This window comes from Sediminitomix flava (assembly GCF_003149185.1).
GTDB classification, from domain to species: domain Bacteria; phylum Bacteroidota; class Bacteroidia; order Cytophagales; family Flammeovirgaceae; genus Sediminitomix; species Sediminitomix flava.
Window position 1 is genome coordinate 181263 of sequence record NZ_QGDO01000001.1, and the last position, 20625, is coordinate 201887.

General features: G+C 34.6%; 15 protein-coding genes and 1 pseudogene. 7 read left to right on the forward strand and 9 right to left on the reverse strand.

Going from position 1 to position 20625, the window contains the following annotated elements; all coding sequences use genetic code 11:
• Positions 1-8 precede the first annotated feature (8 nt).
• Complete coding sequence (locus BC781_RS00675; RefSeq protein WP_109615326.1) at positions 9-230, reverse strand: hypothetical protein; 222 nt, start codon at positions 228-230, stop codon at positions 9-11.
• A gap of 323 nt (positions 231-553) precedes the next feature.
• On the opposite strand from BC781_RS00675, the gene glgX reads away from it, so the two are divergent.
• From glgX to BC781_RS00690, 3 genes are all read left to right on the forward strand, one after another.
• Entirely contained in the window at positions 554-2641 is a 2088-nt protein-coding gene (gene glgX, locus BC781_RS00680) for a glycogen debranching protein GlgX (RefSeq protein ID WP_109615327.1), read from the forward strand.
• Between the two features lie 183 nt (positions 2642-2824).
• Positions 2825-5314 carry an ATP-binding protein gene (locus BC781_RS00685; protein ID WP_109615328.1) on the forward strand — a complete coding sequence of 830 codons (2490 nt, stop codon included), beginning with the start codon at positions 2825-2827 and terminating at the stop codon, positions 5312-5314.
• Complete coding sequence (locus tag BC781_RS00690) at positions 5314-6144, forward strand: response regulator (protein ID WP_109615329.1); 831 nt, start codon at positions 5314-5316, stop codon at positions 6142-6144. Before BC781_RS00685 ends, BC781_RS00690 begins: the two co-directional genes overlap by 1 nt.
• A 914-nt stretch (positions 6145-7058) precedes the next feature.
• On the opposite strand, the gene glpK is transcribed toward BC781_RS00690, so the two are convergent.
• Positions 7059-8573 carry a glycerol kinase GlpK gene (glpK, locus tag BC781_RS00695; RefSeq protein WP_109615330.1) on the reverse strand — a complete coding sequence of 505 codons (1515 nt, stop codon included), beginning with the start codon at positions 8571-8573 and terminating at the stop codon, positions 7059-7061.
• A gap of 407 nt (positions 8574-8980) precedes the next feature.
• Between glpK and carB the strand changes: the two genes are divergently transcribed.
• The 3 genes and pseudogenes from carB to BC781_RS00710 all read left to right on the forward strand — a co-directional run bounded on the left by carB (position 8981) and on the right by BC781_RS00710 (position 13488).
• A complete protein-coding gene (gene carB, locus BC781_RS00700) occupies positions 8981-11791 on the forward strand; it encodes a carbamoyl-phosphate synthase large subunit (RefSeq protein WP_109615331.1) in 2811 nt (936 codons plus the stop codon).
• A gap of 106 nt (positions 11792-11897) precedes the next feature.
• Positions 11898-13082: pseudogene (locus BC781_RS00705) on the forward strand (protoporphyrinogen/coproporphyrinogen oxidase); the annotation flags it as partial.
• Between the two features lie 25 nt (positions 13083-13107).
• Positions 13108-13488, forward strand: coding sequence for a RidA family protein (locus BC781_RS00710; RefSeq protein ID WP_109615333.1), 381 nt, complete (start codon positions 13108-13110; stop codon positions 13486-13488).
• A gap of 39 nt (positions 13489-13527) precedes the next feature.
• On the opposite strand, the gene BC781_RS00715 is transcribed toward BC781_RS00710, so the two are convergent.
• From BC781_RS00715 to BC781_RS00730, 4 genes are all read right to left on the reverse strand, one after another.
• Entirely contained in the window at positions 13528-14841 is a 1314-nt protein-coding gene (locus tag BC781_RS00715; RefSeq protein WP_109615334.1) for a sensor histidine kinase, read from the reverse strand.
• A gap of 203 nt (positions 14842-15044) precedes the next feature.
• Positions 15045-15449: a DUF983 domain-containing protein gene (locus BC781_RS00720; RefSeq protein WP_109615335.1), complete on the reverse strand. Its 405-nt coding sequence runs from the start codon at positions 15447-15449 to the stop codon at positions 15045-15047.
• Positions 15450-15474: 25 nt separating this feature from the next.
• Positions 15475-16191, reverse strand: a complete 717-nt coding sequence (locus BC781_RS00725; RefSeq protein ID WP_109616551.1) for a cell division ATP-binding protein FtsE — start codon at positions 16189-16191, stop codon at positions 15475-15477.
• A gap of 57 nt (positions 16192-16248) precedes the next feature.
• Positions 16249-16452, reverse strand: coding sequence for a fructose-6-phosphate aldolase (locus tag BC781_RS00730; protein ID WP_109615336.1), 204 nt, complete (start codon positions 16450-16452; stop codon positions 16249-16251).
• A gap of 141 nt (positions 16453-16593) precedes the next feature.
• On the opposite strand from BC781_RS00730, the gene BC781_RS00735 reads away from it, so the two are divergent.
• The gene (locus BC781_RS00735) at positions 16594-16923 is read left to right on the forward strand and encodes a hypothetical protein (protein ID WP_109615337.1); all 330 of its coding nucleotides are present in this window, start codon (positions 16594-16596) and stop codon (positions 16921-16923) included.
• Positions 16924-16970: 47 nt separating this feature from the next.
• Here BC781_RS00735 and BC781_RS00740 read toward each other — a convergent pair whose 3' ends face one another.
• The 3 genes from BC781_RS00740 to BC781_RS00750 form a co-directional block, all read right to left on the reverse strand.
• Positions 16971-18167: an AGE family epimerase/isomerase gene (locus BC781_RS00740; RefSeq protein WP_109615338.1), complete on the reverse strand. Its 1197-nt coding sequence runs from the start codon at positions 18165-18167 to the stop codon at positions 16971-16973.
• 24 nt (positions 18168-18191) lie between these two features.
• On the reverse strand, positions 18192-18755 hold the full coding sequence (locus BC781_RS00745; protein WP_109615339.1) for an RNA polymerase sigma factor: 564 nt from the start codon (positions 18753-18755) through the stop codon (positions 18192-18194).
• A gap of 275 nt (positions 18756-19030) precedes the next feature.
• Positions 19031-20557 carry a DUF4127 family protein gene (locus BC781_RS00750; protein ID WP_158281357.1) on the reverse strand — a complete coding sequence of 509 codons (1527 nt, stop codon included), beginning with the start codon at positions 20555-20557 and terminating at the stop codon, positions 19031-19033.
• Between the last annotated feature and the right edge of the window lie 68 nt (positions 20558-20625).

Sequence of the window (20625 nt, forward strand, 5' to 3'; positions counted from 1 at the left end):
AAATAAAATTAAACTGCAGCACGAATGCTAGTCGTTTTTTGAGACTTCAAAGTAACACTTGGCTTATGTACTTTTTTCAACATCAGAAACGCCCAAACACCAAACCCTACAACACCGAATATTCCTGCTAATACATAAATCAAATCAAGTGTAAAAAGTCCACTGTCAACCAACATTGAAAAAAGAAAAATAAATAAAATCGAAAGTAATTTAATTTCACTAGTCTTCATAAGCATGTTTGTTACACGACTTTCTGTAATTATTCAATAATTAAAAGCTTGAATATAGAGGAAAGTCTCTTTTTTCATTTGGATAAATATTCTTGCAAAGCAAGAGACAACTCATTTCTTGAAAAGGTTTGAATGATTCAAAGATTTTAAGAGTCGTTAGAGAGTTTTTATCCTTTTTAAAAGATTATTTAGAGACTAATGAAAAAGATATTCTTAAAATACCTAAGAACTAAAAAAGTATTCGAGATTAAACATGAAATATTAAACATTTCACTTTAATTTCAGCAATTCTATAATTAGCAACGAACAAAGATCATTTAAAAATGATACCAGATAACCATATAAAAAAAGGAAGAAGTTACCCTATTGGAGCAACGGTAGAGGATGGTGGTGTAAACTTCTGTATCTTTTCTCAAAATGCTCACTTTGTAGAATTACTACTTTTTGACAGCCCCGAAAGTCAAAAGCCGAGTCAAGTAATCCTGTTAGACCCTACTGAAAATAAGACTTTTTATTATTGGCACATATTCGTTGAAGGAATCGGACATGGACAAGCATATGCTTACAGAATGTATGGCCCTTATCAGCCAGAAAAAGGATTATATTTTGACAGTTCAAAAGTCTTAATTGACCCTTATGCAAAATATATTCATCCTGGCCCCAATTACTCTAGGAAAGCAGCTCAAAGACCCGGGAATAATTCTCCGTATTCAATGAGAAGTGTTGTCGTTGATAATTCTCAATATGACTGGGAAGGAGACCTACCATGTACTCATGATTACAAGAAAATGGTCATCTACGAAATGCATGTAGGAGGTTTCACAAAAAGTCCTAGCTCTGGTATTGAAGATTCAAAAAAAGGGACATACGCTGGCGTAATTGAAAAAATCCCATACCTCAAAGAACTTGGTGTAACTACAGTTGAACTACTGCCAGTCTTTCAATTTGATAAATTTGATGCCCCACAAGGACGTATCAATTTCTGGGGATATAGCCCGATTAACTTCTTTGCACCTCATCAAGAATATGCTAGAGAGGGGAAAAACCCTGTAGATGAATTTAGAGATATGGTCAAAGCCTTACACAAAGCTGGTATTGAAGTTATCTTAGATGTTGTCTATAATCATACTGCTGAAGTACATGAAAGCGGACCTACACTAAACTTCAGAGGTATTGAAAATAATGCATACTATATGACCGACAATCAGAATAATTATACTTATAAAAACTATTCTGGTTGTGGAAACACCCTAAATGCAAATCATTCTATCGTTCGAAGAATGATCGTAGACTCATTGAAATATTGGGTAACAGAAATGCATGTGGATGGATTCCGTTTTGATCTTGCCTCTGTACTTTCAAGAGATGAAGATGGTGTTCCGCTTAAAAATCCTCCAATACTCTGGGCTATTGAATCAAATCCTGTTTTGGCAGGAGCAAAAATGATTGCTGAAGCTTGGGATGCTGCAGGACTTTATCAAGTAGGTAATTTCATTGGAGATAAGTTTGCCGAATGGAATGGAAAATACAGAGATGTAATGAGAAGGTTTGTGAAGGGAGATGAATTCATTATTCATGACTTCATGGACTGTATAGCTGGTAGTAAAAGAGTTTTCGAACAAAGTATTATCAATAATACTGAAAAGAGAAATCCAAATAGAAGTATCAACTTCATTACTTGTCATGATGGATTCACACTAAATGACCTCGTTTCTTATAATTATAAGCACAATGAACATAATGGTGAAGATAACAGAGATGGTAGTAATGACAATTTGAGTTGGAATTGTGGCGTTGAAGGTCATACTGAGAATTCTGACATCAACCATTTGAGAGATAAGCAGGTAAAGAATTTTATGACTTTACTTTTCCTTTCTCAAGGAACTCCAATGATCTTGATGGGCGATGAAATTAGAAGAACCAAAGGTGGCAATAACAATACATATTGTCATGATAACGAACTCAATTGGTTTGATTGGAATGAGGTTGAAAAAAATAGAGGACTTTTTGAGTTCACTAAAAAGCTTATAAAAGCCAACTTAACTTTCAGAGTTTTCCAAAAAGAAGAATTTTGGGATGAACACTCCCTAACTCACCCACCAACCATTTCATGGCACGGTGTAGATTTTGACAATCCTGACTTAGGAGATAGATCTCATGCTATTGCTTACATGCTTACTGATCAAGAAGCTGGTGAACAAATTTATGTAATGGTAAACAGTTATTGGGAAGCCTTAGAGTTTGAAATGCCGTTATGTACGCTTGATGATAACTCCAAAACTTTCCATAGAGTAATCGATACAGATCTTCCATCTCCAAGAGATATTTTACCTTTAGATGAAGCTAAAGAAATCAAGGAAGAAAGCTATATAGTTGCACCTCGTTCGATTGCAGTTTTCATAGCATTATAGATTCTCAGTAATCGCAAAAAAAGCTCTAGTTCACATCTGTAGAACTAGAGCCTTTCTTTTTTAATGGAATATTGACATTTTGACTAACCAAAATACTTAATCCAAAACGATAACGTTATCTAGAGGATTACTCTTAAACTATAGCAATGACTATACTCAAATTTATACCCCAAATTAACATTAATGAACTCGATTAGACGCTCAATTTTATTACTTATATACTCTATTTTACCAATATTATTTTTACCAACTGCAAATGCTCATAATTTTGATATAGATAGCTTACAACAATCATTAACTGAATATGAAGTAAGCGATACCACATACATACTCACACTAACAAGGTTAGCGAAACAATACCGTAGAATACAACTCGACTCCGCTGAAGCTTATGCTCATAAAGCTTACACTTTAGCCGAAGAACATGACTATACATACGGCAAAGCTGAAGCAATATTTACACTCGGTACAATACGTTTAAGACAAAATAGATGGGATGATTGCAGAAATACGCTTGAAGTAGCAATCAAGCTTTTCCAAGAGCTTAACAGACCACTCGACATTGGCTCATGTATGGCTAATATGGCTGTTACGTATGAAAAAGAGGGATTGAACAAAAAGTGTATGAGTATATACAAACAAATTCAGCCCTTATATGAGCAAGCAGATGATAAATACAGGCTAGGCATTCTTTACTACAACATGGCTGTAAACTTTGAGCATCAGTCCATGTTTGATTCCTCAACCGTTTATTTTTACAAGTCCTTAAAAGTTTGCGAAGAAATAGATGATAAAGATGGTATGGCTTGGGCATATAAATCTATTTCACAAACATACAGCAAACAAAATAACCTTGAAAAGGCTTTGTTTTATGTAAAAAAGGCCTTAGAAGTTAGAGAAGAATTAGAGGATAATTATGGACTAGGACAGGTTTACCTCACTTACGGGCAAGTTTACAGTGATGCTCATAAGTATGATTCTGCTTTAGTCTTTATGGATAAAGCCGTTAAATTATATCGAAATGGGAAATTTAACCGTTCTGAGGCTTTAGCACTTCAACATACAGGTGAAATCTATGAAGAATTAGAACTCTTTGATAAAGCTCTCGAATTATACTATTCAGCCAAAGAAATTTTTGATTTTATACAGGAGAAAAATGAAACTGCAATCATTTTACATAAGCTAGCCGATATCTATTATAAAACTCAAAAGTACGAACTAGCTGACAGTTTGCTTCATAAGTCACTTATTCTTGCACAACAGAATGGACAAGCTAGTATTGTTCAAACAAACTATAAAACCCTCTATCAGTTAGATTCTATTCGAGGGGATTACTTATCTTCTTTTAATCACTATAAAGCTTTCAGTCAAATTAATGATAGTATAAATTCTGTCAAGAAGGATAAACAATTAAAGGAACTCCAAATCAAGTACGAGACTGAAAAGAAAGAAGAAGAGTTAGTAGAAAAGAACAAGGAAATAGAAATTGCAAATACCAAATTTTGGATTTCCATCATTGGAATTTTTATAATTTTACTTTTTACGGCAGTAATTCTGAGAGCTCATTTCAGAGAACGACAAGCCAAAAAACTTCTTAAACAGCGTAAGGAAGAAATCTTTAGACAAAAAGAAGAAATAGAGGTTCAGGCTGAAGAATTAAAAATCACAAATGAGCACTTGAAAGAGCTTGATGAATTGAAAGAGGCTTTATCTGCAATGTTAATTCATGACCTGAAAAACCCTCTTAATTCAATTATAGGTCTAACCAATGAAGCTCAATTTTCTTCATCTGTACGCCCTCAACTAAATCAAGCAGGTAAGTCCATGTTGAATATTGTCATGAACCTTCTTGAGCTACAAAAACTTGAAACGGCGAGTACTGAACTGAAAATAGAAAAAGTCAACCTCAGAAATCTATTCTTGGATGCATATCAAGAAGTAAGTCTCTTGATTAGTGAGAAACAAATACAAATCAATTGCAGCTTTAATGAAGATGTAATCGTTAAAGCTGATCGAGAATTGATTTTTAGAGTATTTATAAACTTACTTACCAATGCTATAAAATATACAGAGCAAAATGGTGAGATAAACATTCAACATTCTGAGTGTACACGTGATCGAAAAGATAATATCAGAAGAGTTCGTATCAGTATCATAGATAATGGTATCGGAATTCCTAAAGATCAACAAGCTTATATCTTTGATAAATACAGATCATACAAGGAGAAAAAGCTAGGTAAGACAAAATCTACAGGTTTAGGCTTGGCTTTCTGCAAATTAGCAATTGAAGCTCATGAAGAAATGATTGGTGTTGAATCAACAGAAGGCGAAGGTGCTTCATTTTTCTTTTCTCTGCCTTGCGGAAAAGAGATCAATGAAAATGTCTGCTATACAGATTCAGACCTTGATGAAGAAATAGAAACTATAAAAATAACATCTCAAATTACCTTCTCATTTACCGAAGAAGAAAAAGCGATTCTTTCACCTGTATGTGAAGCTTTGAGCAACCATGAGGTTTTTGAAGTAAGCGCTGTGAAAGGAATTTTAAATTCTGTACACCATAAATCAAATGACAATATAAAAGCATGGATAAATGAAGTTGAAAACACTCTTTATTCTTGCAACACCTCTCTTTATGAATCCCTAATTAACATAAACGTCACTACCAACTAATGACATCATTCACTATACTAATTGTTGACGACATTACTAGTAATATACAGACACTAGTAAAGTTTTTAGAAGAAGCTGACCAGGGTTACGAAATTATGAGCGCGATCAGTGGTCAGATGGCTTTAGAAATTATAAAGAAAAAAACACCAGACTTAATTATAACAGACTGGGAAATGCCTCAAATGGATGGACTTGAACTGATTAAAGTTTTAAAGGAATGTCCGATTGGCATGAATATACCATGCATTATGGTTACTGGAATGCGTACTACCGCAGAAGATTTACAAGTTGCGTTTAATCATGGCGCTGTAGACTTCATCCGAAAACCAGTAAATAAGTTGGAACTTTGGGCTAGGGTTAATTCCATTTTACAATTAAAGAAAGCACAGAAAGAACTTGAAGAGCAAAAGAACAGACAACTTAGTATGAAAACACTTCAAGTTTTTCAAAAGAATCAATTTTTGGGCGAGATAGACGAACGTCTAAATAATTATATCCTCAATCTTGATCCCAAATTACGCCCTGAAGGTAAAAGCATCTTAAAAGAAATTCAGCGACAAATCAATACTGATTCAGAATGGGAAAACTTTAAACTTCACTTTGAATCTGTTCATCCAAACTTTTTCCATTTCCTCCAAAGTCACGATTACAACCTTACGCCTAAAGATTTAAGATGGTGTGCATATATCAGAATTGGATTATCAACTAAAGATATTGCAAACCTTTTAAACATTGACTACGCAGGAGCAAGAGTCAGTAAGACTAGATTGAAGAAAAAATTACAACTCTCAGCAGAAGATGATCTAAATACCTTCCTATTGAGAATCTAAAATTCGCCCTAAAAACTTACTTCATTAACGAAGTAAGTTTTTTCTTTTTATACTCCAAATACCCTCTAAAACCATTGAAAAACCAATATTTCAGCTTCAAAATCGACTAATTTCACCAATGCTAACGCTTTGCTAACACCTGTTTTTTTGTAGTTGAAAGAAATTCCGCGAAGTTTGAACTGTCAATCAATAACAACATTGACGCTTTTAATCCAAAGGCTAAATATTTTCATGTTCAGACGGGATGTGAAAAGTAATAGAAACTAAAATATGATTTCAACCCAAATAAAATAGAAACATATTTTGTGAGTTTAACGACTCGACTAACTATTACTAATTTGAAATACATTGGAGTTTCTTTCTACTCGTTCTAAGAGATGTTGGCATAAACTCAAAGAACTTAGAAAGTCAGTAATCTAAATAATTACTATTTTCTCATTGCTATATTCATTTCAAAGTCGGCATACTTTGATAACATCAAAACTCAATCTGAATTAATAGCAATTAAACTAATTAGCTACGTCTACTATAATACTCCAATGTCATTTCAACCATTTAAAATAGTTTGAAGTGATTTAAGAATTAACTGAGAAGGTCTTTCCTTCTCAGGTCTAATTCTAAGTCCAAATCCATTATCAATCTTCAAAAAATTGAGTAGATACTTTATCGGAGGTAAAGTTCACATAGCGAAAATAAATAATAGGTAAAATGAGATATCGAAAAGCCTTCCCTTTGGGAAGGTCTTTTTTCCTTTTAAAAAGACATTTAATGAATTGGTATTAGAATCTATTAGACTTTCAACCAGCTAATGTTAGAATATAGATCATCATAAAATGCAATAATTAGTATATACCCTATCTCTTTCATCGGAGATAAAAAAAGGTATAGAAGCTTCTTCTATACCTTTATCTATTTTAAGTCACATTTACGTGTTTTGATTCTACCCAAGACTTTGATCTATCAACAGCTTTTTTCCATTCCCCAACATTTTTTAGAGCCTTAGAGGCAAATAATTTGGCTTGAAAAACACGGTCTTCTTGCCATTGCTCATGTAATTCATTCAACGACTTCCAAAAACCAACAGCCAAACCTGCAAAATAAGCAGCACCCAAAGCAGTTGTTTCTAGTGTTTTTGGTCTTACTACTTTACACCTAGAAATATCAGCTTGATACTGCATCAATACATTATTTGCAACAGCCCCTCCGTCAACTCGAAGTTCTCGAGTAATTAGCCCTGTATCTGCTTCAATGGCTTTTAATACGTCATTTACTTGATAGTTTATTCCTTCAAGTGCAGCTCTTACAATATGTCCTCTGTTCGTTCCTCTTGTAATTCCGATCAATGTTCCTCTTGCAAACTGATCCCAATGTGGCGCTCCTAAACCAGTCAAAGCAGGAACAAAATATACTCCTCCATTATCCGAAACGGTCAGTGCTACTTCTTCACTTTCTGCAGCAGATCGTAAAATACCTAATCCATCTCGAAGCCATTGGATCGCAGCTCCTCCTACAAAAATACTTCCTTCTAAGGCATAATTTATTTTACCATTACATGACCAAGCAATGGTTGTCAATAAATCATTTTTAGAAGTCTTAGGAGTTTCCCCTGTATTCATCACCAAGAAACATCCTGTTCCATAAGTGTTTTTAGCCATTCCTTCTTTAGTACACAATTGACCAAACAATGCTGCTTGTTGATCACCTGCAATTCCTGTGATAGGAATTTCCGTAGAGATTTCATCTGTTGTAGTATCTCCAAAATGTTCAGAACATGATTTTACTTCGGGCAAAATATGATAGGGAACATCAAACAGGTCTAACAATTCAGAGTCCCATTCCAGAGTATGAATATTATATAGCATGGTTCTACTGGCATTTGTCACATCGGTTGCATGGACTTTTCCTTCTGTAAACTTCCATACTAGCCAACTATCCACCGTCCCAAAACACAACTCCCCTTTTTGAGCTCTTTCTCTAGCTCCTTTTACATGATCTAAAATCCATTTAATTTTCGTGGCAGAAAAATAGGCATCGATCAAGAGACCTGTTTTGTTTTGAACTCTAGGACTATAACCACTATCCTTATAAAAGTCACATATCTCTGCCGTTCTCCGATCTTGCCATACAATAGCATTGTATATTGGTTCTCCTGTATTTCTATCCCAAATAATTGTCGTTTCACGTTGATTTGTAATTCCCATAGCTGCAATATCAGCCGCATTGATATTGGTCGAACTCACAATCTTTTCCGCCATTTTCACTTGAGAACTCCATATTTCATTGGCATCATGTTCAACCCAGCCCGGTTTAGGGTAATATTGAGTAAACTCCTCTTGCGCTAATTCTATAATTTCTCCTTTCTTATCAAATAAGATAGCCCTCGAACTAGTTGTCCCTTGATCTAGAGCTAAGATATATTTCTTCTCCATAAATACTTGATCTTAGTGTATTGGATACAATTAATATAATGATAATGAAAAAGTAAATAGATCTCTTTGTCTCAAAAAAATATTGTGCTATTGATAAGTGTCAGTAATACGTGATTATTCCAGAAAAAAATGAGCTTTTTTTTAGATTAAAATCGTTCAATTATGGTGAATAATATGACTTTTTTAAAAAATAAATAAAAACAGGATTTCGAGTTCTTTCTAACTCTATAAATCCCTAAATAGCAATTGTATACAAACTAAATCGAGATGTAAGCCTCATTAAAAAATCACAATTTATTCACTCTTTCTTTAAGTAAATGTAAAAGTATTCTTAGATATAATTAAGAAAAGTGAATCAGATGATATAACTTTGCATCTCAGGATACATACAGATTTAGATTAAGAAGATGCCTAGAAAAAAACACATTAATTCTGTCCTGATTATTGGAAGCGGACCAATCATTATTGGTCAAGCATGTGAGTTTGATTATTCCGGTTCTCAAGCCTCTCGCTCACTAAGAGAAGAAGGAATTGAAGTTACATTGATCAATAGCAACCCTGCTACGATCATGACCGATGAAGTAACCGCTGACAATGTTTACCTCCTCCCTCTTGAAAAAGAATCTATCATTCAAATCTTGGAAAATCATAAGATCGACGCAGTCCTTCCTACTATGGGTGGGCAAACTGCATTGAACCTTGCGATTGACTGTGATAAAGATGGAATCTGGGAAGAATTCGGAGTAGAGATTATCGGGGTAGATATCGATGCGATCAATACGACTGAAGACAGAGAGCTTTTCCGCGAGAAAATGCTAGAGCTTGATGTAAACGTTTGTAAGGGTAGAACAGCCAAATCATTCTTAGAGGGTAAAGAAATCGCTCAAGAAATTGGTTTCCCATTAGTAATTCGTCCTTCGTTTACGTTGGGTGGTTACGGTGGTGGTTTCGTAAACTCTGCAGAGGAGTTCGATACACTACTTACACGCGGTCTTCACGCCTCTCCAGTCCATGAAGTTCTTCTAGAACAAAGTATTCTAGGTTGGAAAGAATATGAGTTGGAGCTTCTACGTGACAACAATGGTAACGTAATTATCATCTGTTCGATCGAGAACTTTGACCCAATGGGAGTTCACACTGGTGACTCTATCACTGTTGCTCCAGCCCAAACACTTCCTGATACCGTGTATCAAGAAATGAGAAACCTTGCCATCAAAATGATGAATGGTATTGGTGAGTTTGCTGGTGGATGTAACGTTCAATTCTCAGTAAATCCTGATACAGATGAAATCATCGCGATTGAGATTAACCCTCGTGTATCTCGTTCATCTGCTCTTGCTTCAAAAGCTACAGGATACCCAATTGCAAAAATCGCTGCTAAACTAGCGATTGGTTACAATTTGGATGAATTGAAAAATGCAATCACAGGAACTACTTCAGCTTACTTCGAGCCTGCTCTTGATTACGTTATCGTAAAAATCCCTCGTTGGAACTTCGATAAATTCAAAGGTGCAGATACAAAACTTGGTCTACAGATGAAAGCTGTAGGTGAGGTTATGGGTATCGGACGTAACTTCCAAGAAGCTCTTCAAAAAGCTTGTCAGTCCCTAGAAATCAAACGTAACGGTTTGGGTGCTGATGGCAAAGAGCTTACGGATAGAGAAGTTATTCTTGACAAATTAGCTAATCCTAGTGACGACCGTCTGTTTGCTCTTTATGATGCCTTGAAATTGGGTATCTCATTGAGAACAGTATGGGAAGTTACTAAAATTGATAAATGGTTCTTGAACCAAATCTTGGACTTCATCTTATTGGAGAAAAGGATTGCTGAATACAAATTGGAAGACATTCCAAGAGCATTATTCATGGAAGCAAAACAAAAAGGTTATGCTGACAGACAAATTGCTCACTTGGTAAACCGTCTTGAAAGTGATGTATTCAAACGTCGTCATGAGCTAAACATTAAGCGTGTTTGGAAAGTGGTAGATACTTGTGCAGCAGAATTTGAAGCTCAAACGCCATTCTACTATTCAACTTTTGAAGACGAAAACGAATCTGTAAGCACTGACAACAAGAAAATTGTTGTTCTTGGTGCAGGTCCTAACCGTATCGGTCAAGGTATTGAGTTTGACTACTGTTGTGTACACGGGGTATTGGCAGCAAAAGAAGAAGGTTATGAGACAATCATGATCAACTGTAACCCTGAGACAGTTTCTACTGACTTTGATATCTCTGACAAACTATACTTCGAACCAGTATTCTGGGAACATATCTATGATATCATCCTCCACGAAAAACCTGAAGGTGTAATCGTTCAGTTGGGTGGACAAACTGCTTTGAAACTTGCTGAAAAATTGGATCGCTTTGGCGTGAAAATCATCGGTACTAGTTACCAAGCGCTTGACCTTGCTGAAGATAGAGGTAGCTTCTCAACATTGTTAAAAGACAATAACATTCCTTATCCTAAATTTGACACAGTAGAGTCTGCAGACGAAGCATTAGAAAAATGCCAAGACCTAGGATTCCCACTTCTTGTTCGTCCATCTTACGTATTGGGTGGTCAGAAAATGAAGATTGTGATCAACGAAGAGGAATTGGAAAACCATGTTGTTGAAACTTTGAGAGACATCCCTGGTAACAAAATTCTTCTTGACCACTACCTAGACGGTGCTATCGAAGCTGAAGCAGATGCAATTTGTGATGGTGAAAACGTTCACATCATCGGTGTAATGCAGCACATCGAGCCTGCAGGTATCCACTCTGGTGACTCTTACGCACTACTTCCTCCATACAACTTGGGTGACTTGATCATCGAGCAAATTGAGGAGTATACGAAGAAGATTGCAATTGCCTTGAAAACACAAGGTTTGATCAATATTCAGTTCGCTATCAAAGATGACAAAGTATACATCATTGAGGCTAACCCAAGAGCATCTCGTACTGTACCATTCATCTGTAAAGCTTACAAAGAGCCTTACGTGAACTACGCTACAAAAGTGATGTTGGGTAAAAAAGTAACTGAATTTGATTTCAATCCAACGAAAGAAGGATATGCAATCAAAATTCCAGTATTCTCATTCCACAAATTCCCTAACGTAAATAAGGAATTAGGCCCTGAGATGAAATCTACTGGAGAAGGCATCTACTTCATCAAAGATTTGAAGGATAAATACTTCAAGAAAATCTATGCTGAAAGAAACATGTACTTGAGCCGTTAATTACGCTCAATTTTCAGATAAATACATTCAAAAACTCCTGCTAGTAATAGCAGGAGTTTTTTTGTTTTTGTACTATTGCATATAAAAATAAAATGATCTTGTAAAGCTTATGGTATTTGATTCGATTGTAATTGGTGGAGGTATTTCTGGTTTAACAGCAGCTCATTTTTTAGCTGAAAAAGGATTGAAAGTTGCAATCTTAGAAAAATCGGAACGATTAGGAGGATGTATTCATACTTTCCAAAAAGATAATTATTGGATTGAGCTAGGTGCGCATACCTGTTATAATTCTTACAAATACCTTACTCAGATTCTTGAATCAAAAAATGCCAAAGACAAAGCCCTAAACAGAACTAAAGCGTCTTATAAAGTATTTAAATCGGATGGTAAATTAGTTTCTATTCCGTCCCAACTCAATTTTCTTCAATTACTAGGTAATCTTCCTAAAATCTTTAGTCTAAAGAAAGAAGGTTTAACCGTAGAACAGTACTACTCCAAAATATTAGGGAAAGGGAATTACGATAAGGTTTTATCGAAGTTTTTTGGTGCTGTAAGTTGCCAAGAGGCAGGGGATTTTCCTGCTGATATGTTGCTAAAAAGAAGAAAAGAAAGAAATAAAGAATTCCCTAAAAGCTATACTTTTGAGCATGGATTAAATGATCTGATTCATATCATTTCTAATCATCCAAATATCTCGACATTCCTAAGTACTGACATTTTAAGTCTAAGTAAAGAAGGTGAAAAATATTCAGTTCAAACTAATACAAATACTTTTGAGACTGAAAAAATCACTTTTGCTACTCCTCCAAATATTACATCAACTCTTATTAAAACTATTCAACCAAAGCTATCTGAGCTTACTTCAAAAATTGGTTTCAGTAAGTTGTGTTCAGCAGGAATTATAGTTAAAAAAGAGAATGTAAACCTTGAAAAACTTGCTGGTATAGTTCCAGAAAGTGAATCATTTTTCTCGGTAGTAACAAGAGATGTAATGCCCGATGATATGTATAGAGGTTTCTCAATTCACTTTAAGAATCCAGATATTACTGAGGCAAAAATCAAAGCAACAATCAAAAAAGTAATAGGTGTGGATGAAAAGGATTTTGAAAGTTTTCAATATACCATTCACCAATTACCATCACTTTCTTTAGGTCATCAAGAATTGATCGAAGGTATAAATAAAGAGCTTGAAGGTAGGAATATTTCTATTACAGGAAACTACTTCTATGGCTTATCAATAGAAGACTGTGTACAAAGATCATTCGAAGAATCAGAAAGAATAACTCAATAATTTTTAATCATACTTTTTAAAACACATGAAAAAAATCATCAATAGTCCAAAAGCACCTGCTCCTATCGGACCATATAGCCAAGCTGTTTTAGTAGAAGATAAAACACTTTATGCTTCTGGTCAGATTGCTATTAATCAAGAAACAGGACATTTAGTTACAGATAGTATTACAGCTCAAACAAACCAAGTCATGAAAAATATTGGCTATGTGTTGGAAGAAGCTGGAATGGATTATTCAAACATCGTAAAGTGTTCAATCTTTGTGAAAGACATGAATGAATTTGCGACAATTAATGAGGCATACGGAGCGTTTTTCTCAGAAAACCCTCCAGCAAGAGAGACTGTAGAAGTCGCAAGACTCCCTAAAGATGTTGGAGTAGAAATCTCTTTTATAGCCATAAAGTAATCTAAAAAGAGCTTTCTAAATAAATAGAAAGCTCTTTTTTTATTTTTGAATAACTAATTCTTCAACAATTGGAACTTCTTTATATCTAGGAAACGATAGAAAAAAGGTAGTCCCCAATCCATATTCACTTTCCAACCAAATCTTACCTTTATTCTTTTCCATAAACTCCTTACACAAGACCAATCCAAAACCTGAGCCTTTTTCATCTCTAGTCCCCTTTGTAGTAAATTTCTGATCTATTTTAAAGATTCTGTCTTGGTATTCCTTGGCTATTCCGACTCCATTATCTTGAATTGCAAGTAATATTTGATCATCTTTTGCATATGAATAGATGAATACTTCTCCATTTTCAGGAGTGAATTTTAAGGCATTTGAAAGTAAGTTTCGAATGACCGTTTTTACAGAGTCCTTGTCAACCCAAACTAGATTTTCTTTACTAAGCTGTAAACTTAGTTGAATTTTCTTATTACGAAAACTACTGTCTAATAATTCAATATTGTCATAGACTATCCGATTCAAGAAGTTTTTTTGAGGCCTGAAAGGAAATTCTCCAGAATGTGAGCGAGTCCACGACATCAAATCCTCTAACATTTTGTATACCGAATTAGTAGACTCATGAATATCATCTGCGATCATCGTGATTTCTGAGTTACTAAATCTATTTGAATGTTCTGACAAGAGTTTTGAGAAAGAAGACAGCGTGTTGAGAGGTCCTTTTACATCATGAGCGATAATTGAAAAGAACTTATTTTTAGTATTGTTCAACTCGTCAAGTTTATCAATTTTCTCTTCCAAAAACTCGATTTCTTCTTTTTTATGAAAATAAGGAGTATCAGCTTGATGCCCCCAACTCATAAATGTATAGAAATGCTTTGTAGATCTTGATGAGTTTTTGCCTACACAAAAATAGAACTGTTCATTCGGATTCTTTAAACTTTGCAGGGGCAAGTATATAAGTTCTTTAGTTTGTATGTATTCTTTCCAATTTTGTATCGTATGATCTTCAATTGAAAACAAATCTTCAATTTTACTTCCTTCAAGCTCCTTAAAGCTTAATCCTAGTCGTTCACTTAATAGTGGGTTTGCAAAGGTAATTTCGCCCTCTTCATTGGTTGATAAAACATAAGATGACTTTTCAACAGAATGAAATAGCCAAAAAATTGAATGTTTACCAAAAGCCTGTTTATATGAGATTTTTAACCAATCCCTGATAAGTAGAAATATATATTGTTTGGAAAGAAATCTCTTCGATAAGAAAACAGAAAGCCACCAAAACATAGCGACAATTACTCCTCCAATGAAAATCCCCAAGTATAAAGGATATTCATTGAAAATTGGCTCGTTATAGTGCATTATTGTATACCGTATTAGAATAGAAATATTACATTATCTAATTTCTTGAAGATATACTAATTAATACAATAATGTATGCTCTATGTTATTGTCAGTCAGAATTTTATTAGAGAAGTACAAATCAAAAGAATATTATTATAATATTAACAAGACTCAAAAGCTTTATTAACTTATCTATACTTCCCTAACATTACATTAATGAATTATTCTTCTTTCTTTCCTTTATAATCAATTCCACCCACTAAATGAAGGTAGATTGATCTAGACATTCGAAAAGTGAAAGGGAATGGAATAATGATAGCTGGGAAAATAACCGCAAAGTATACCCAAAATTCTTTTGGCTGAATCACCAAATGAAGCAATAAAAACAAACTCAAAAAGATTGCGGTATTGATACCGTAGCTCACATACATTGCACCATAATAAAAACCTACTTCTGGGTGATAAGTAGTATTACAATTTGGACACTTATCATGCATAGCACTAAACTTATGAGGCTTATTAAGTAATGAATACTTAAAAAGATTTCCCTCACGACAAGCAGGACATTTCATTTCAATCATTGCCTCTACTTTTGAACGTTCTTTTGTTTTAGTTTGATTAGCCAATGCGGTAGTTCTTTAAGTTTTACTGTTAGTTATTTTTTTGTAAGAGCATCCTTTCTATGATTTGCCCCTTTGAGATATCTTTAATTCCATGCTCTTCACAGTATAACACTCTTGATGGATGGAATTTTAAAAAGCTATGTTGATGAGTTGCCATTAGAACAGCTGTACCAGATTGATTGATTTTGACAAACAAATTGAGAATATCTCTGGCGACTGTTGGATCTAAATTTCCTGTAGGTTCGTCGGCCAAAATAATTTCAGGATCGTTTATCAAGGCTCTAGCTATGGCTAAACGTTGCTGCTCTCCTCCCGACAATTGATGAGGCATTTTATTTAATGTACCCGACAAACCAACCTGTTCTAAAAGAGAATTTACTTTTTCCAACATTTGGCTTTCCTTCTTCCAGCCTGTTGCCCTCATCACAAAGAAAAGATTCTCTTTTACAGTACGATCTGTCAATAATTCAAAGTCTTGAAAAATGATACCTAGTTTTCTTCTCAAATATGGAACCTCCTTTCTTTTTATTTTATGAATAGCATAATCCACAACTTTTATACTACCCTTTTTGAATGGTAAATCAGCATACAAAGTTCTCAAGATTGAAGATTTTCCACTTCCCGTTTTACCAATGAGGTATACAAACTCATTTTGAGCAATATCAAAAGAGATATCTTTCATTACTTCGTGAGCGGTCTCATCGTGGTAGATTGTGGCAGAACGTACGCTAATTACTGGCTCCATTTTGAAAAATTTACTTTTGAGAGAACATAAAAACTGTTCTCTCATCTATTAGATAATTTATAATTCTAGTTTTTGAATCTTTCCGAAAGGCAAAGACACGATTAACTCTTGCAAAGCCTCTTCTTTTCCTTCAAGTCCGTACTTTTCTAACTTCTTCAAAGGTCTGTCAGCTCTAAAATAAGCAACTAAAGCAAAGTTATCATCTCTGAATTGAACATAATCCGGTATCTTTGCTTTTCCTTTTACTTTGATAATATACATAAGTGGTTTACTTAACTTTTATAGTTTGACCAATTTCTAAATTTTGGACAACGCTAACAATAGATCTTGTATGTTTACAAAGCTAAAACAATCCATAAATTGTTCAAAAAGTAAGCGTATTATTACATAGAAGTCAAGAAAATGAAGAAACTTAGTTTGAAGTTAGATGCAAATTCCTTTTTATTTCTAAAGTTCTTATTATTTAAGCTTGTCACTTATTATCAGCATCGTATGCCTTCCAATGTGACTGATCAACTACTTATAGAGCTCTACCAACAAAAATTTAATTTGCATGTGGTGGATGACAAAAAAGTATTTAGAATGCAACTGAATCGATCTGTCGCTTTAGCTCTATTTGATTATTTAGAAAATATCCCTTTACATGGGACAGAGGCCACTCAAAGAGATGTAATCTTCAATCAGATAGAAATATACTTACAGAATACTTCTTTTGTTTATGTAAAAGAATAAAGGGATACATTTCTGCATCCCTTCATTTTTTATTCAATCTTGAAAATCTACTGTAACTGTAGATTTTTTTCTTCTATTTTCTCAAAAATCTGCCAACATTCCATCATTGCTCTTGGCACATGATAGCAACCTTTCCACTTACTCCCCTTCAATGATTGGTAAGCTTCTCCTCTTCTATTCAAATAACCAAACCATTCACCAAATTCAGGATCATGGAAATGTGACCAAGCATAATTGTGTACTTTTTCATACCAATCCCAACAACGCTGATCTTCGGTATGTAAGAATCCTTTAGATAAAGCAATTAGTGTTTCTAAATGCACCCACCAAAGCTTTTGATCCCATTCTAGTTGGAGTGGAGGTCTACCTTCGGCATCCATAAAGTAGAAAATACCACCAAATTCTTTATCCCAACTATATTCTAAAGTAGATATTACTACATCAACTGCCTTTTGCATCAAAGCCGAATCGCTTTTTTTGGCAGCAATATCCATGATAAACCACATTGCTTCAATCCCATGCCCAGGATTTAGTAAGCGTCCATCATAACAATCTGCTTTACTTCCATCAGGCAAAACATTTTCATAAACAATTCCCTTCTCTTCATCTAGGAATACATTCATAACTTCATCGACTACCTGATCGACAAGTTCATTCACTTTCTCATCTTCCAAAACACCCTCAAAAAGAAGAGCCATATTTGAAAGAATCATTGGCAATGCAAAGTTTTTCAATGGTCTAGTGCCATCTACAATTTTATTATAACTCCCTTTAGGATTTGCTTGACGTTTTAATATGTTCTCAAAAGTTCTTTTTGCAATAGCTAAGGCTTCTTCATCACCTGTCATTACTGCATATTCCTTGAATCCGATAGCTGCAAAACAATCTGAAAAAATATTATAGGGCTGAACAAGAGGTTTACCCTCTCTATTCAATGAAAAATACCAATTTCCATAGGCATCCATTCCATGTTTTTTCAAAAACTCATAACCAACTGTAGCTGCTTCCTTCCACTCTTCCTTCGCTTCAACGGTATTGTACATTCGAGAGAACATCCATAGCTCTCTGTTCTGCAACCACATAAACTTATCTGTATCGTAGACAGTACCATCTCTGTCCAAACAGCTAAAGTAACCTCCAAACTCTTGGTCTATAGAATTCTCTAACCAAAAGGGCATCACATTGTCTAACAAAGTTGCTTTATAAAGCTCTTTGTATTCTGTAATTTTAGTCAAGTCTTTCATCTTCAATAATTGTCTTTTGTATTGCTAGAACAAGACAGTGTGTTTTCGGAGCGAGGAGATTGATCTGTGAATTAGGTTTCTCAAGGATTGATATTTCATGCCTGTGATCTGGGCAATTTCCTCATAACTTTTTTCTTCAAAAAACTTTAGATGAATGACTTCTCGCTGTCTTGCACTTAGACTTGCTAAGGCATCGTTTACTTGTCTAGTTTTATAGCTCTCTTCTTCGTCCAAGATCATATTTTCTTCCATAGAAGATGATGACCACTGATTGACTTCAGCTTCAGACTGAAAGCTATCTAAGTTTGTTTGTTTCTCCTGTGAAGAGACGCTTCTAATTAGGTTATTCCTTAAAGCTCTGAATAGGTAACTATCTAAAGATTGAATCTTATCAAAATTAGATCTGTTTTCCCATAATTTAGAGAACAGTTCTTGAATAATGTCTTTTACAAGAGACTCATCATGAGCAATTTTAACTCCATAAGCCATCAAAGATGGGTAATAAAATTTGAAAACTTGCTCAAAAGCTTCCTCACTTCCATTTTGGAAACTCTCCATTAACTCCTCTTTGCTTTGTAGATGCCTCATGTTTTTAGAAAAAAATATTGGACTCTCAATTCAGTTAAAATAGATCACAAACTTGAATTGTTCGTGGGATTAGTAATGCTTGTTATTAAGTGTAAAATTACCTATTAATCGAATATAGACAAAGTGATAAATGTCATTAAATACAATTATTAAGATTTTAAAAAACATTGTAATAACAAGTTGTATAACATTCTAAATTTAAACATCACTGAATTCAGTGATATGTAAATTTCCCTTATTCAAAATTCACTTCACCTCGCTCGTTCAAACACCTATTAAATTTTATAATTCAAGTCTAAATCTAAACCTATTTCAAACATTCTGTTCCAAGGTGTATATACTCCTAATTGCTCTATTTCGACCTCTTTGAAAGAATAAAGTATATTTTTAGCCCATTCTTCTCTCAATCTTCTTTCCATCTCTTGATGGATTTCTTTATCCTTTCCATTGAAAATATAGTAAGATGTATCAATTGTAGGTAGATAATTTTTTACCATGTCCATTCTGATAACTCCCTGATATATCCAATCTTCCAAAAGATGATACACCTTGTTATAAGTAAGCTCTTCTTTCAAGTCTGAAGTATAACCTAAAATAGAAGTTGCTAAAACTGTACCTGTTGTATTACAGTTTGTGTTCCAAGATGCATAAGCAATTAAGTCGTCAAATGCTCGTGCTTCGTCAAGCATATGTACTAGTTCTGTTTCTCCACCATTGGCAAAGGCTACATCTGCTACAGCTACCTTATACCCTCTTTTCTGGAAGTTTTTAATTTTATCGACAAAGAATCTCAAATTTCTAAAAGAAGAATACGTCACATCTTTCTCATCTTGATCCCAAGACTCCATCATCACCTTCCCTGCCGTATTCACTGCAAGGATAAAACTTGCCTCTTTCGGATCATCTACCCATAAAGCTCCTGAAGCAAGAATATGTGCCTTTAAAGATTCTGCAAGTGGACGATCTTCATACATTGGAATGATTTGCTCTGAGTTCACAGAACTAAACATTACATATACCTTCGGACGACATGGTTTTGCTTCCACGAAAGCTCTTGCAAGTAAAGTACAACCAACTTCATCTGCACCTGGGTACATATGTACTTTTGATTGCAATCGATTCCCGATGATATGTTTAATTACTTTCTTTTGATCAATGGCAGTAAAACCATAAGGAGCCGAATCATCTTGAGGAATAGACAAGAATTCGATTGTTCCTTCTTTTACCAAATCCACCACAGCTACATTTACAACTACATTCTTCTCTCTACGTTGACTGTAATCTGCCAAATGTGCTTCTGGTAACTTCTCAGTGATTGAATCCAACTCTGATTGTTCCTCTCCGCTTAATCCCTCTCTTTCTTTCTTGTCATTGAACCAAGCCCACTTGAAGATTGCTTCTCCAAAATCTGCATAATAATCTGGTTCTTCCTCGCTACTATCGTAATGAGGTGTCCTCATGATCAGATTTGAAGCATAGATATTCAGTTTAGGATTACGCTCCTTTAAAATTTTCAGACGATTAAGTCTTTCAAGAAGTGTGTCTACTGAATCTTGATGTAAACGTGAAGGTAGTAATCCTCCATAAACCAACATTTCAACTGAAACAATCGCAATATCGGCTTCAGTTGCATGATCAAAAATCCAATCCCAAAGGAGTTCAATATCTGCTGACTCTTTCTTCTTATTTAGAAGAGACTTAGGAGGAGCTATAAAATTCACCTCTTTTTGCAAAGCTCCAATCATCTTTGGATACTCATAGTTGCAAGGTCTCTCATCAAGGGGGATATATAATATGTTCATCTTATTCTTTCTCATTAATGGTGAAATGAAAAAAGAGGCAAAAACAAACAGTCATTGCCTCTAATAGC

Coding starts and splice junctions, on each gene's coding strand:
- BC781_RS00685 (WP_109615328.1), top strand. CDS start 2,825: ATGAACTCGATTAGACGCTCAATTTTATTACTTATATACTCTATTTTA.
- BC781_RS00690 (WP_109615329.1), top strand. CDS start 5,314: ATGACATCATTCACTATACTAATTGTTGACGACATTACTAGTAATATA.
- glpK (WP_109615330.1), bottom strand. CDS start 8,573: ATGGAGAAGAAATATATCTTAGCTCTAGATCAAGGGACAACTAGTTCG.
- glgX (WP_109615327.1), top strand. CDS start 554: ATGATACCAGATAACCATATAAAAAAAGGAAGAAGTTACCCTATTGGA.
- BC781_RS00725 (WP_109616551.1), bottom strand. CDS start 16,191: ATGGAGCCAGTAATTAGCGTACGTTCTGCCACAATCTACCACGATGAG.
- BC781_RS00730 (WP_109615336.1), bottom strand. CDS start 16,452: ATGTATATTATCAAAGTAAAAGGAAAAGCAAAGATACCGGATTATGTT.
- BC781_RS00735 (WP_109615337.1), top strand. CDS start 16,594: ATGAAGAAACTTAGTTTGAAGTTAGATGCAAATTCCTTTTTATTTCTA.
- carB (WP_109615331.1), top strand. CDS start 8,981: ATGCCTAGAAAAAAACACATTAATTCTGTCCTGATTATTGGAAGCGGA.
- BC781_RS00745 (WP_109615339.1), bottom strand. CDS start 18,755: ATGAGGCATCTACAAAGCAAAGAGGAGTTAATGGAGAGTTTCCAAAAT.
- BC781_RS00750 (WP_158281357.1), bottom strand. CDS start 20,557: ATGAACATATTATATATCCCCCTTGATGAGAGACCTTGCAACTATGAG.
- BC781_RS00715 (WP_109615334.1), bottom strand. CDS start 14,841: ATGCACTATAACGAGCCAATTTTCAATGAATATCCTTTATACTTGGGG.
- BC781_RS00740 (WP_109615338.1), bottom strand. CDS start 18,167: ATGAAAGACTTGACTAAAATTACAGAATACAAAGAGCTTTATAAAGCA.
- BC781_RS00675 (WP_109615326.1), bottom strand. CDS start 230: ATGAAGACTAGTGAAATTAAATTACTTTCGATTTTATTTATTTTTCTT.
- BC781_RS00710 (WP_109615333.1), top strand. CDS start 13,108: ATGAAAAAAATCATCAATAGTCCAAAAGCACCTGCTCCTATCGGACCA.